Annotated in this window: 13 protein-coding genes; 2 read left to right on the top strand and 11 right to left on the bottom strand. The window is 69.9% G+C overall.

The window, feature by feature from the left end:
* Positions 1-3: 3 nt before the first annotated feature.
* The 11 genes from tatA to QWY80_RS07725 form a co-directional block, all read right to left on the bottom strand.
* Positions 4-273, bottom strand: coding sequence for a Sec-independent protein translocase subunit TatA (gene tatA, locus QWY80_RS07675; protein ID WP_290230167.1), 270 nt, complete (start codon positions 271-273; stop codon positions 4-6).
* Positions 274-322: 49 nt separating this feature from the next.
* The gene (locus QWY80_RS07680; RefSeq protein WP_290230168.1) at positions 323-658 is read right to left on the bottom strand and encodes a phosphoribosyl-ATP diphosphatase; all 336 of its coding nucleotides are present in this window, start codon (positions 656-658) and stop codon (positions 323-325) included.
* A 32-nt stretch (positions 659-690) separates the two neighbouring features.
* Positions 691-2,313, bottom strand: coding sequence for a ubiquinone biosynthesis regulatory protein kinase UbiB (gene ubiB, locus QWY80_RS07685; protein ID WP_290230281.1), 1,623 nt, complete (start codon positions 2,311-2,313; stop codon positions 691-693).
* Positions 2,313-2,936, bottom strand: a complete 624-nt coding sequence (locus QWY80_RS07690) for a ubiquinone biosynthesis accessory factor UbiJ (RefSeq protein WP_290230170.1) — start codon at positions 2,934-2,936, stop codon at positions 2,313-2,315. The genes ubiB and QWY80_RS07690 overlap by 1 nt, the downstream gene beginning before the upstream one ends.
* Positions 2,936-3,691 (bottom strand): bifunctional demethylmenaquinone methyltransferase/2-methoxy-6-polyprenyl-1,4-benzoquinol methylase UbiE, encoded by a 756-nt coding sequence (ubiE, locus tag QWY80_RS07695; protein WP_290230171.1) that lies wholly within the window; start codon positions 3,689-3,691, stop codon positions 2,936-2,938. The genes QWY80_RS07690 and ubiE overlap by 1 nt, the downstream gene beginning before the upstream one ends.
* 96 nt (positions 3,692-3,787) lie before the next feature.
* Positions 3,788-4,171 carry a gamma-butyrobetaine hydroxylase family protein gene (locus tag QWY80_RS07700; protein WP_290230172.1) on the bottom strand — a complete coding sequence of 128 codons (384 nt, stop codon included), beginning with the start codon at positions 4,169-4,171 and terminating at the stop codon, positions 3,788-3,790.
* A 190-nt stretch (positions 4,172-4,361) separates the two neighbouring features.
* Positions 4,362-5,684 carry an ATP-dependent protease ATPase subunit HslU gene (hslU, locus tag QWY80_RS07705; RefSeq protein WP_290230173.1) on the bottom strand — a complete coding sequence of 441 codons (1,323 nt, stop codon included), beginning with the start codon at positions 5,682-5,684 and terminating at the stop codon, positions 4,362-4,364.
* A 10-nt stretch (positions 5,685-5,694) separates the two neighbouring features.
* Complete coding sequence (hslV, locus tag QWY80_RS07710; RefSeq protein ID WP_290230174.1) at positions 5,695-6,228, bottom strand: ATP-dependent protease subunit HslV; 534 nt, start codon at positions 6,226-6,228, stop codon at positions 5,695-5,697.
* A 194-nt stretch (positions 6,229-6,422) separates the two neighbouring features.
* Entirely contained in the window at positions 6,423-7,160 is a 738-nt protein-coding gene (locus tag QWY80_RS07715; RefSeq protein WP_290230175.1) for an SPOR domain-containing protein, read from the bottom strand.
* Positions 7,161-7,163: 3 nt separating this feature from the next.
* Positions 7,164-8,849: an arginine--tRNA ligase gene (gene argS / locus QWY80_RS07720; RefSeq protein WP_290230176.1), complete on the bottom strand. Its 1,686-nt coding sequence runs from the start codon at positions 8,847-8,849 to the stop codon at positions 7,164-7,166.
* Positions 8,850-9,007: 158 nt separating this feature from the next.
* The gene (locus QWY80_RS07725) at positions 9,008-11,245 is read right to left on the bottom strand and encodes a primosomal protein N' (RefSeq protein ID WP_290230177.1); all 2,238 of its coding nucleotides are present in this window, start codon (positions 11,243-11,245) and stop codon (positions 9,008-9,010) included.
* 169 nt (positions 11,246-11,414) lie between these two features.
* Between QWY80_RS07725 and rpmE the strand changes: the two genes are divergently transcribed.
* Together rpmE and QWY80_RS07735 are read left to right on the top strand one after the other, a co-directional pair.
* Positions 11,415-11,627 (top strand): 50S ribosomal protein L31, encoded by a 213-nt coding sequence (gene rpmE / locus QWY80_RS07730; RefSeq protein ID WP_290230178.1) that lies wholly within the window; start codon positions 11,415-11,417, stop codon positions 11,625-11,627.
* A gap of 216 nt (positions 11,628-11,843) precedes the next feature.
* A complete protein-coding gene (locus tag QWY80_RS07735; protein WP_290230179.1) occupies positions 11,844-13,112 on the top strand; it encodes a malic enzyme-like NAD(P)-binding protein in 1,269 nt (422 codons plus the stop codon).
* Positions 13,113-13,176 lie beyond the last annotated feature (64 nt).

The following is a 13,176-nucleotide window of genomic DNA, read 5'->3' on the forward strand; positions in this document are numbered from 1 at the left end:
GGCTTACTTGCGCTCTTCCTGTTCCTCGGACTTGCGCTCGGCCTTGACGTCGTAGGTGTGGGTCTCTTCCTGGTGGTCGACGCGGGCCTGGGTCTGCTCGTCCTGGCCTTCCTCGCCCTTCTCGCCCTTCTCGTCCTCGTGCATGGCCTTCTTGAAGCCCTTCACCGCGCCGCCCAGGTCGGTGCCGACGTTGCGCAGCTTCTTGGTACCGAAGATCAGGATGATGATGCCGAGTACGATCAGCAGCTGCCAGATACTGATGCCACCTAACATGGATGTGTCCTCTGAAGCGGGGCGCCGGCCGGTCCGGACGCCCATGAACCTATTGCTGCCTTGCGGCCTTCTCGTCGTGTCCCGAGACACCGAAACGGCGGGCCAGTTCATCGAGCACCGCGCCATGATCGAGTCCCAGGTGCGACAGCATCACCAGGCTATGAAACCACAGGTCGGCCGTCTCGGCGATCAACGCTTGCCGCTCGGCATCGTCGCCGCGTTCGGCATCCTTGGCGGCCAGCAGGGTCTCGGTGGCCTCCTCGCCCAGCTTCTCGAGTATCTTGTTCAACCCCTTGTGATGCAAGGCGGCCACGTAGGAATCCTCGGGGGCGGCGTGGCGACGTTGATCCAGGATATCCTGCAGGCGGTCGAGAATATCGCTCATCGATGACGACTCCATGAAGCAAGGGAAGGGGGTCAGTGCCAGGCCAGCAGCAGCAGCCCGAGGGTCGCGGCGGCCAGCGCCGGCCAGGGCTGATCGGCGGTCCACTGGGAGAGCGGCTGCCAGGCCAGGGCCAGGGCCACGAGGATCAGTCCCAGGCGCAGGCGTCGGCTGCGGCGCCCCTGGCGGGTCAACTGGTGATGGATGCCGCCCAGCGCCTCGCCCTGCCGGCGGCGCTGACGCTTCTCCAGTTCGGCCTGGGTCAGGGCGTGGTGGGCCAGCACCGGGAGTTCGGGCAACTGGCGGCTGAGTTCCGGCGCCTGTCGCTTGAGGGCGTCCCAGAAGCCGCGTACCCCGGCGCGATCGGCCATCCACTGCTCCAGATAGGGCTTGGCGGTGGTCCACAGGTCCAGGTCCGGGTAGAGCTGGCGTCCGAGGCCCTCGATGTTGAGCAGGGTCTTCTGCAGCAGCACCAGCTGGGGCTGCACCTCCATGTCGAAGCGCCGCGCCGTCTGGAACAGGCCCAGCAGCACCTGGCCGAAGGAGATGTCCTTGAGGGGCTTCTCGAGGATCGGTTCGCAGACCGTGCGGATCGCCGCGGCGAACTCGTTGGCGCGGGTGTCCTCGCCGACCCAGCCGGACTCGATGTGCAGCGCCGCCACCTCATAGTAGTCCTGGTGGAAGAAGGCCAGCAGGTTGCGCGCCAGGTAGTCCTGGTCCTCGCGGGTGAGGCTGCCGACGATGCCGCAGTCGATGGCGATGTACTGCGGATCCCCGGGGTGCTCGCGGGACACGAAGATGTTGCCCGGGTGCATGTCGGCATGGAAGAAGTTGTCGCGGAACACCTGGGTGAAGAAGATCTCCACGCCACGCTCGGCGAGCTTCTTGAGGTCGGTGCCCTGGGCCTCGAGCGCCGCCAGGTCGGCGACCGGCACGCCGTGGATGCGTTCCTGGACCATCACCCGCTGGCGGGTCAGCGGCCAATGGGTGCCCGGCACGTAGAGCAGCGGCGAGTTCTTGAAGTTGCGCTTGAGCTGGGAGGTGTTGGCGGCCTCCTTGTGCAGGTCCAGCTCGTCGAACAGCGTGGTCTCGTAGTCGCGGACCACCTCCACCGGGCGCAGCCGGCGGGCTTCGGGCACCAGCGTCAGCAGGCGGGCGAAGCGGTAGAGCAGGGCCATGTCCTGGCGCATCACCCGCTCGATGCCGGGGCGGATGATCTTGACCACCACCTCCTCGCCGTCGTGCAGCCGCGCACCGTGCACCTGGGCGATGGAGGCCGAGGCCAGGGGATCGGCGTCGAAGCGGGCGAAGGCCACGGCGACCGGCATGCCGAGTTCCTCCTCCACCACGCCGCGGGCCTCGGGGCCGGGGAAGGGCGGCACCTGGTCCTGCAGCCGCCGGAGTTCGTCGGCGATGTCCTCGGGGAGCAGGTCGCGGCGAGTGGAGAGCACCTGGCCGAACTTGACGAAGATCGGCCCCAGCGACTCCAGGGCCAGGCGCAGGCGCTCGCCGCGGGAACGGCTGCCGATGGGCACCAGGCGCAGCGGCGAGAGCCGGAAGAGGGTACGCAGGATCCAGGGCAGCCGCTCCAGGGGCAGCAGGGTGTCGAGCCGGAAGCGGGTGATCACCCAGAGGATGCGCAGCAGCCGCAGCAGCATCATGGCGTCACCCGATCGGCCAGGCGGCGGCGCAGGCGCTCCAGGCGCGCCTCGAGACGGTCGGCGGCCACCTCCAGTTCGGTGAGGTGGTCGCGCAGTACCTCGAGCTGGTGGCGGCCCGGCAGCACCCGCGCCTCCTCGAAGAGGTACTCGGACAGGTCGGCGCAGAACTCCTCGCGGGTGCGCAGGCCGAAGCGGCCCAGGCGGCGCAGTCCTTCGGCCAGGCTGTGGGCGGGGATGTCGCCGAGCCAGCGGGCCAGTTCGGCCTCCCAGTCCAGGTCGAGGTCGAGCAGCAGGTCGCGGGTCGCCTCCAGCAGCGGGATGCGGCCGCGCACCGCCAGCCGGCCCTGGAACATCAGCCGTTCGAGGGATTCGCCCCCCAGCAGGGCGCCGGCGGTCTCGGCATCCAGCTCCACCACGGCGTCATAGGCGGCCTCGGTGGTGTCCTCGGGGCGCAGCAGGTCCAGGCCCCGGGGATGGAAGTGGATCGCCAGGGCCAGGTCGGGCTTCTCCAGGCGCAGCAGCAGGCGCTGGCCGGCGAGCTGGGCCAGGCGCGAGGGCGCCGCCGGATCGCGGGCCAGCAGGCCGTTCAGGGTGCGCTCGATGCCGGCGAGTAACAACATTACAACTTGATGCCGCGATGCAGGGCGACGATGCCCCCGGTGAGGTTGGTGTACTCCACCCGCTCGAGGCCGGCGGCCTCCATCATGCCCTTGAGGGTCTCCTGGTCGGGATGCATGCGGATCGACTCGGCCAGGTAGCGGTAGCTGTCGGCGTCGCTGGCGACCAGCTCGCCCATCTTCGGCAGCAGGCGGAAGGAGTACTCGTCGTAGGCCTTCGACAGCAGCGGGTTGTCCGGCTTGGAGAACTCCAGCACCAGCAGGCGGCCGCCAGGCTTGAGCACCCGGGCCATGGAGCGCAGCGCGGCATCCTTGTCGGTGACGTTGCGCAGGCCGAAGGCGATGGTGATGCAGTCGAAGCTGTTGTCGGGGAAGGGCAGGCACTCGGCGTTGGCCTGGACGTATTCGACGTTGCCGCCGACGCCCTGGTCGAGCAGCTTGTCGCGCCCCACGCGCAGCATGGATTCGTTGATGTCGGCCAGCACCACCCGGCCGCGTGGCCCCACCAGTCGCGAGAACTTCAGCGTCAGGTCGCCGGTGCCGCCGGCGATGTCGAGCACGCTGTGGCCGGGGCGCACCCCGGCGCGCTCGATGGTCAGGCGCTTCCAGAGGCGGTGGATGCCCAGCGACATCAGGTCGTTCATGACGTCGTAGCGGGCCGCCACCGAGTGGAAGACGTCGGCCACGCGGGACGCCTTCTCCTCGACCGGCACTTCCTGGTAGCCGAAGTGGGTGGTGCGCTTGTCGCTGGGGCTCATGCGGTGGGGCTCCGAATGCTGCGGTGGTCGTCGGGCCGGACGGCCCGGATTGCGCGACATTGTAGCCTTCCACCGCCCCGATTGTCTTGACGGGGGTTACAGCTGCTTGATCTCGATGCCCAGTGGCTCTCGGCTGGCGCCGGCCTCCTCCAGGCGCCGCAGGTAGTCGGCCCAGTTGGCCTCGCGGTGCTGGATCAGCCACCACAGGTAGTCCCAACTGTAGAGGCCGCTGTCGTGGCCGTCGTCGAAGTGCAGCTTGAGGGCATAGCGGCCGGTCTGGGTGATGTTCTTGAGGCCGACGAACTTCTTGCCCACCTGCAGCACGGCATCGTCACCGCCGTGGCCGCGCACCTCGGCGGAGGGCGAGAAGACGCGCAGGTACTCGATGGAGAGCCGGTGGCTGTCACCGTCCGGGTAGGTCAACTCCAGCTCGCGGGCCTGCTTGTGGTAGTGGATATTGCTGGGAATGGGGGCTGACATGGCTGGCTTCCGCATCAGGCGTTTCAGGAAACGCGGCTGATCCGGCAACAGGCCTGCGAGGGGGCGCTGTGAACCCCTCCCTGGGCGCTACCGACGCCATCCCTGGCGTAGGACCCCCTCTTCGGCCTGTCCCCGGCGCCGCGTGGCCGTCGTGGAGGCTTCACGCCTCCTCGGCAGCCTTCCGCAGTGGTTACAGGATATACCGCGACAGATCCTCGTCCATGGCCAGCTCGCCGAGCTGGGAATCGACGTAGGCGGCGTCGATGGTCAGCGGGCTGCCGATGTCGCTGCCCTTGAAAGAGGCCTCCTCCAGCAGGCGCTCCATCACGGTGTGCAGGCGACGTGCGCCGATGTTCTCGGTGCCCTCGTTGACCTTCCAGGCGATCTCGGCGATGCGCTCGATGCCGTCGTCGCTGAACTCGATATCCAGGCCCTCGGTGGCCAACAGCGCCTGGTACTGCTTGGTCAGTGCCGCGGAGGGCTCGGTGAGGATGCGCTTGAAGTCCTCGGGGGTCAGGGCGTTGAGCTCGACGCGGATCGGCAGGCGACCCTGCAGCTCGGGGATCAGGTCCGAGGGTCGCGACAGGTGGAAGGCGCCGGAGGCGATGAACAGGATGTGGTCGGTCTTCACCATGCCGTACTTGGTGGACACCGTGGAGCCCTCGATCAGTGGCAGCAGGTCGCGCTGCACGCCCTCGCGGGAGACCTCGCCGCCGCTGGACTGGCCGCTGCCCTTGGCCACCTTGTCGATCTCGTCGAGGAAGACGATGCCGTTCTGCTCCACCGCCTCGATGGCCCGGCCCTTGATCTCCTCCTCGTTGACCAGCTTGGCGGCCTCCTCGTCGCGCAGCAGGGCGAAGGCGTCGCGCACCGCCACCCGGCGGGTCTCGGTCTTCTGCTTGCCCATGCCGGAGAACAGGCTCTGCAGCTGGTTGGTCATCTCCTCCATGCCCGGCGGGGTCATGATGTCGATGTTGGGGCCCTGCTGGGTGACCTCGATGTCGATCTCCTTGTCGTCGAGCTGGCCCTCGCGCAGCTTCTTGCGGAAGATCTGACGGGTCGAGCTGTCCTGGCGCGGCTCGTCCTCCTGGCCGCGGGGCGGCGGCAGCAGGGCGTCGAGGATGCGGTCCTCGGCGGCGTCCTCGGCGCGGTGGCGCACCTCCTCCTTGGCCTGCTCGCGCACCAGCTTGATGGCGGCCTCGGTGAGGTCGCGCACGATCGACTCCACGTCGCGACCCACATAGCCCACCTCGGTGAACTTGGTGGCCTCCACCTTGATGAAGGGCGCGCGGGCCAGCTTGGCCAGGCGGCGGGCGATCTCGGTCTTGCCCACCCCGGTGGGGCCGATCATCAGGATGTTCTTGGGGGTGACCTCCTGGCGCAGGTCGTCGTCGAGCTGCATGCGCCGCCAGCGGTTGCGCAGGGCGACGGCCACGGCACGCTTGGCGTCCTGCTGGCCGATGATGTACTGGTCCAGGGCGTGGACGATCTCGCGGGGTGTCATCTGGGTCATGGTATCGGCCTTAGCCCGCCTTGGCAGGCAGTTCCTCGAGGGTGACGTTGTGGTTGGTGAACACGCAGATGTCGGCGGCGATCTCCAGGGACTTCTCGGTGATCTCGCGGGCCGGCAGCTCGGTATTCTCGAGCAGCGCGCGGGCCGCGGCCAGGGCGTAGTTGCCGCCCGAGCCGATGGCGATGATGCCGCGCTCCGGCTCCACCACGTCGCCGTTGCCGGTGATGATCAGCGAGGCGTCCTTGTTGGCCACGGCGAGCAGCGCCTCCAGGCGGCGCAGGGCGCGGTCGGTGCGCCAGTCCTTGGCGAGCTCCACGGCGGCCTTGACCAGGTTGCCCTGATACTTCTCCAGTTGCGCCTCGAAGCGCTCGAAGAGGGTGAAGGCGTCGGCGGTGCCGCCGGCGAAGCCGGCCAGCACCTCGCCGCGGTAGAGGCGGCGCACCTTGCTGGCGTTGCCCTTCATCACGGTATTGCCCAGGGATACCTGGCCGTCGCCGGCCAGCGCCACCTGGTCACCGCGGCGCACGGAAACGATCGTGGTCATGGAGGGGACTCCTTGGGGGAGCGATGGCTCCCGATGACTTTCGGCGCCGCGGGGGTCGCCCGGGCGCCGTGACGTGAGCTTTCAAGGGAAGTGCGGGCGGAGGGCCGGGAATTCAACCTCGGCCCGGGGCGGGGCGAGTGCCGTTGCCGAGAGGCGCTGGAACAGCCTCGAGCGTTATCGCCAGGCCCGGCAGGTCAGTTCTGCAGCTGGATCAGCAGGGGCTCGATGCCCTGGGTGACCATCAGATCCTGGGCACGGCTGAGCTCGCGGCGGTCGTCGTAGGGGCCGACCTGCACCCGGTGCCAGGTCTCGCCGCCGTTGGCCTGGACCTCGGTGATCTGGGCCAGCAGGCCGAAGTCGCGCAGCCGGCCGCTTAGCTGCCGGGCGTCGACGGCCTCGCGGAAGGAAGCGGCCTGGAGCACGAAGCGGCCACCGTCCGCGACGGCCTCGGCCGACGATTCGGCCGGGGCGGCGTCGGTCGTCTGGCGGTCGGCGGCCAGGTTGGCGGCGATCACCTGGGCGATGGGATCCTCGCCCCCCGTCACCCCCGCGTCGCTTGCGGCGTCGGTCTCCTGCGGCTCCGGGGGCCGGGCAGTGGAGGCCGGCATCTCGCCGCCCGGGGCGATCACCTCGGACTCCGGCAGCAGGGTGTAGAACTCGAAGGTGGGCATCGGCGGCTCGCTGGGCTCGGGCGATGCCGACGGCTCGGGTTCCGGGGTGGACGAGCGTGGCAGTACCGTGGCCAGGGGCGAGTCCTCCACCTGCCAGGGGGCGACGCCATGCTGGTGCTGGGAGAGCAGGAAGCCGGCGATCAGGCCGGCCAGGCCCCACAGCCAGCCGGGCAGGCGCCACTCCCGGCGCGGCTGGCGGCTGGACGCGCGGCGGCTGGTGGTGGCACCGCGCTTCTTGGGTGGCTGCTTGCGGGTGGCCATGGTTCACATCTCCTCGGGGGCGCTCACTCCCATCAGCTCGAGACCGTTGCGCAACACCTGGCGGGTGGCCAGGCCCAGCGCCAGGCGGGCGTTGCGCAGGGCGTCGTCCTCGACCATCACCTTCACGGCGTTGTAGCAGGTGTGGTACTCGGCGGCCAGGTCGAGCAGGTACTGGGCGATCTGCTGGGGCTCCCGGGCGCCGGCGGCATGCTCCACCACCTCGGGATAGCGAGCCAGGCGGTTCATCAGCGCCTTCTCCTCGTCGGCCTCGAGCCGGCCCAGGTTGGCCATGGCCAGGGAGTGGTCGAAGGGCTGGCCATTGGCCTCGGCGCGGCGGCCAACGCTGCACAGCCGGGCGTGGGCGTACTGCACGTAGTAGACCGGGTTGTCGTTGGACTGGGAGCGGGCCAGGTCGATGTCGAAGGTGAGCTGGGAGTCGGCGCGGCGGGCGGCCAGGAAGAAGCGGGTGGCGTCGCGCCCCACCTCGTCGATCAGGTCGCGCACCGTGACGTAGCTGCCGGCGCGCTTGGAGAGCTTCACCTCGACGCCGGAGCGGGTGACCATCACCATCTGGTGCAGCACGTAGTCGGGCCAGCCCTGGGGGATGCCTGCCTCCAGGGCCTGCAGGCCGGCGCGCACCCGGGTCACGGTGGAGTGGTGGTCGGCGCCCTGCTCGTTGATCACCGTCTCGAAGCCGCGCTGCCACTTGTCCAGGTGATAGGCCACGTCGGGCAGGAAGTAGGTGTAGTGGCCGTCGGACTTGCGCATCACCCGGTCCTTGTCGTCGCCGAAGTCGGTGGTGCGCAGCCACAGGGCGCCGTCCCGCTCGTAGGTGTGGCCCTTGTCGACCAGCCGCTCGGCGGCGGCCTCCACCTTGCCGTCGCGGTAGAGGGAGGACTCGAGGAAGTAGACGTCGAAGTGCACGCCGAAGGCCTTGAGGTCGAGGTCCTGCTCGCGGCGCAGGTAGGCCACGGCGAACTCGCGGATGGCCTCGAGGTCCTCCGGGTCGCCCTTGGCGGTGACGTGGCGGTCGTCGGCATGCACCGTCTCGCCGTCCAGGTAGGCGTTGGCCACGTCGATGATGTAGCCGCCGCGGTAGCCGTCCGCGGGCCAGCCGTCGTCCTCGGGGGCGAGGCCCCTGGCACGGGCCTGCACCGACAGCGCCAGGTTGCTGATCTGGGCGCCGGCATCGTTGTAGTAGAACTCGCGGGTGACGTCGAAGCCCGTGGCCTCGAGCAGGCGGCACAGGCAGTCGCCGATGGCCGCGCCGCGGCCGTGGCCGACGTGCAGCGGCCCGGTGGGGTTGGCGGAGACGAATTCCACCTGCACCTTGCGACCCTGGCCGGTGAGGCTACGGCCGTAGGCGTCGCCGGTATCCAGCACCTGGTTGACCACCTGGGCGGCGGCGTCGGTGGCGGCGAAGAAGTTGACGAAGCCGGGGCCGGCGATTTCCACCCGGCTGACGGCGTCGCTGGCCGGCAGGGCGGCGACCAGGGCCTCGGCCAGCTCGCGTGGCTTGCGGCCGGCGGGCTTGGCCAGCATCAGCGCCAGGTTGGTGGCGTAGTCGCCGTGGGCCTTGTCGCGGGTCGGGTCGACCTTGATGGTCGGGGCGAGCTCGGCGGGCAGCACGCCCTGTCGCTTGAGGTCGTCGAGGGCGTCCTCGAGCAGCGCAACGATGGTCTCTTTCATGGAGCGTCGGTTGTCCTGTGGCGCCGGCCTGCGAGTGGCCGATGAACCGGCGGTGACGAGGCACTCGCGGCGGGGCGCGGGCATGATGGATACGGAGCCTTGAGCGGGCACGGCCGTCCATTATCGGCAATTGTGGTGCGGCTTTAAAGGTGTGGGGCTCAGCTCAGCGTCTGGGGATCGATATCCAGCGACCAGCGCACCCGGCGCGCCTCGGGGGTGGCCTCGAGCCAGGCGGTGAGCCAGGCGCAGGCCTCGTGGAGTCGGCTGCGGCGCTCGGCACCCAGCATCAACTGCAGGTGGTAGCGGCCCTGGCGACGCTCCATGGGGGCGGGCACCGGGCCCAGGCAGTCGACGTCCGGGGCGCGGTCGGCGAGCCAGTCGCGCAGTGCGGCGGCGGCGCGCCGCCCGAGTTCGACCGCGCTCTCCTCCCGGGGGCTCTCCAGGCGCAGCAGGGCCAGGAAGCGGAAGGGCGGCAGGGCGGCGGCGCGTCGCTCCTCCAGCAGCCGGGCCGCCAGGGCGGGATAGCCGCGCTCGGCGAGCAGCCGCAGGTGGGGGTCGTCCGGATGCAGGGTCTGCACCAGTACCCGCCCCGGGTGACTGGCGCGCCCGGCGCGGCCGGCCACCTGCACCAGCAACTGGGCGCCCTGCTCCAGGGCGCGGAAGTCGCTGGCGTAGAGGCCGGCGTCGGCGTTGATCACCACCACCAGGGTGACGTGGGGCAGATGGTGGCCCTTGGCCAGCATCTGGGTGCCCACCAGCAGGCAGGGCGCGCCGCGGCGCACCTCGGCGAGCACCTCCTCGAAGGCATCGCGACGCCGGGTGCTGTCGCGGTCGATGCGATGCACCGGGGTGTCGGGGAACTGCTCGGCGAGGGTCTCCTCGGTGCGCTCGGTGCCGCTGCCCAGCGGACGCAGGTCGATGCTGCTGCACTCGGGGCAGGCATCGGGCAGGGCACGACGCCGGTCGCAGTGGTGGCAGGCCAGCAGCGGCGGCTGACGATGCAGGGTCAGACGTGCATCGCAGGCCTCGCACTCGGCCAGCCAGCCGCAGGCGTGGCAGGCCAGGGTGGGGGCGAAGCCGCGACGGTTGATGAACACCAGCACCTGGTGACCGGCCGACAGGGCCTCGCGGATGGCCTCCAGGGCCGGCGGCGCCAGGCCGCCGCGGCGGGGGCGCCCTCGCAGGTCGAGCAGCTCCAGCCGGGCGGGGGCGTGGCGGGTGGCGCGACGGGTCAGCGGCAGGTGGCGCCATTCGCCCCCGTCGGCCTTGGCCAGGCTCTCCAGCGACGGGGTGGCGCTGCCCAGGAGTACCGGGATGGCGTGACGGTGGGCGCGGGCCACGGCCAGGTCGCGGGCGTGGTAGCGCAGGCCGTCCTGCTGCTTGTAGGAAGTGTCGTGCTCCTCGTCGACAATGATCGCCCCGGGGCGGGCCAGGGGCGTGAAGATCGCCGAGCGGGTGCCGATGACGATGGACGCACGGCCGCTGGCGGCGGCCTCCCAGGCGTCCAGGCGCTCGTGGTCGGTGAGCCCGGAATGCAGCGCCACCACCGGTACCCGGAAGCGCCGTCGGAAGCGGGCCAGGGTCTGGGGCGTGAGGCCGATCTCCGGCACCAGCACCAGGGCCTGCCGGCCGCGTCCCACCACCGCCTCGATCAGTTGCAGGTAGACCTCGGTCTTGCCGCTGCCGGTGACGCCCTCCAGCAGGCAGGGGTGGTAGGCGTCGAGGCGTTCGTGGAGGGCGGCAAGGGCGCTGGCCTGCTCGCGGTTGAGGGGCAGGGCCGGCTCGGCGAGGAGGTGGTCGGCGTCGGGCAGGGGCGGGGCGGTGAGCGGCTCCTCGTGGCGCTCGACCAGCCCCTTGTCGGCCAGGGCGCGCAATTGGTCGCGGCCGAAGGATTGGGCCAGGATGGCCTGGGTGGCCAGGCCGTGGGGATGCTGGCACAGCATGGCCAGCAGCGCCGCCTGGCGCGGCGCGCGCCCCAGGGCGGCGGGCTCAGGGGCGCGACCCGCGGCGGTGGCCCCCCAGCGCTCGCGGGTGCGCGCCGCCAGGGGGCGACCCTGGCGCAGCAGCACCGGCAGCGCCTGGTGCAGGGTGTCGCCCAGGGGATGCTGGTAGTAGCGGGCGGTGAAGCGGCACAGCCACAGCCAGTCGGCAGGCAGCGGCGCGTCGTCCAGGCAGGCCGAGATGGGCTTCAGGCGCTCCGGTGGCAGCTCGCTGGTGGCGCGGCACTCGGCGATCACTCCCACCACCTCGCGGCGCCCGAACGGCACCCGGACCCGGACCCCCGGGGCCCAGCCGCCCGGGGGCGGCGTGCCGGCCGGCCGATAGTCGAAGAGCCGGCGTAGCGGCGAGGGAATGGCGACGCCCAGCACGCGCGGGGCGGGAGATGACGTGGGCAATTGGCCTCCGGGATCGGCTCTGCTAGAATGCTGCGCTCCCTGCCTGCCGAAATCCGGCCAGGGCAGGTCAACCGGTTCGCACTCACGGTTCTCCGGCAACCGATAGACAACCCGTATGCGGTGCCTGGCAGCGGATCAGGTGGCGGCATACAGCGCAACGAGGCCCAAGATGAAACAAGGTATCCATCCCGAATACAAGGCGGTCACCGCGACCTGCTCCTGCGGTGCCACCTTCGAGGTCGGCTCCACCGCCGGCCATGATCTGTACCTGGACGTCTGCTCCCAGTGCCACCCCTTCTATACCGGCAAGCAGAAGCAGGCGACCACCGGCGGTCGCGTCGAGCGCTTCAACAAGCGTTTCGGCGCCGCGCTCAAGCGCTGAACGCGTCTCGGCACCGGCCGTCCGTCTCGAGAACCCGCCCCTCTGGGCGGGTTCTTGCGTTGGGCCCCGCTTTCTCGATTCATCGGGGGAGCGTCGGGGAAATGTCGGCAACGGCGTCAAACGAGCGTGCAACAGGCGGAAAATGGCCCTTGTTGAGATGTGGAATCTTTTTCTATATTGTGGGTTGACGATTTCCATCCTGAGCGGACTTCAAGCATGACAGACGCAAGACAGGCGGCGCTGGACTATCACGCGAAACCCATTCCCGGCAAGCTCTCGATCGAGCTGACCAAGCCGACGGCCACGGCCAGGGACCTGTCGCTGGCCTACAGCCCCGGGGTGGCGGAGCCCGTTCGCGAGATCGCCCGCGACCCGGAGAACGCCTACCGCTACACCGGCAAGGGCAACCTGGTGGCGGTGATCTCCGACGGCAGTGCCATCCTGGGCCTGGGTAACCTCGGGGCCCTGGCCAGCAAGCCGGTCATGGAGGGTAAGGGCGTGCTGTTCAAGCGGTTCGCCGGCATCAACTCGGTGGATATCGAGGTCAATGCCGAGAGCCCCCAGGCGTTCATCGATACGGTGGCGCGCATCGCCGACACCTGGGGTGGCATCAACCTCGAGGACATCAAGGCACCGGAGTGCTTCGAGATCGAACAGGCGCTGATCGAGCAGTGCAGCATCCCGGTGTTCCACGACGACCAGCATGGCACCGCCATCGTCACCGCGGCGGGCATGCTCAACGCCCTGGAGATCGCCGGCAAGAGCCTGGCGGAAGCGAAGATCGTCTGCCTGGGCGCCGGCGCCGCGGCCATCGCCTGCATGAAGCTGCTGGTGGCCTGCGGGGCGCGCTCCGAGAACCTCGTGATGCTCGACCGCAAGGGCGTGATCCATACTGGTCGCGAGGACCTCAACCCCTACAAGGCGATGTTCGCCGTCGACACCGACAAGCGCACCCTGGACGACGCCATCGACGGTGTCGACGTCTTCGTGGGACTCTCCGGCCCGGGGCTGATGAGCCCGGACCATCTGCGCAAGATGGCCGACAGTCCGGTGGTCTTCGCCTGCACCAACCCGGACCCGGAGATCCACCCCGACCTGGCCCGGGAGACCCGCCCCGACGTGATCATGGCCACCGGACGTTCGGACTACCCCAACCAGGTCAACAACGTGCTGGGCTTCCCGTTCATTTTCCGCGGCGCCCTGGACGTGCGCGCCACGCGCATCAACGAGGAGATGAAGGTGGCCGCGGTCCACGCCCTCAAGGAGCTGGCCCGCGAGCCGGTGCCCCAGGTGGTGCTCGACGCCTACGAGATGGAGGAGATGAGCTTCGGCCGCGACTACATCATCCCCACGCCGGTGGACGTGCGCCTGCTGGAGCGCGTGACCTCGGCGGTGGCCCAGGCGGCGGTGGATTCGGGCGTGGCGCGCCGTCCCTATCCCTCCCACTATCCGCTGAAGAGCGTGGACGACGTCTACGGCGGCTGATGCCCGTCCCGTCTCGCTCGATAACGACGCCGGCCCTCGTGCCGGCGTCGTCGTTGCTGGGTGC

The organism is Halomonas ramblicola (genome assembly GCF_030409215.1).
Classification (GTDB): Bacteria; Pseudomonadota; Gammaproteobacteria; order Pseudomonadales; family Halomonadaceae; genus Halomonas; species Halomonas ramblicola.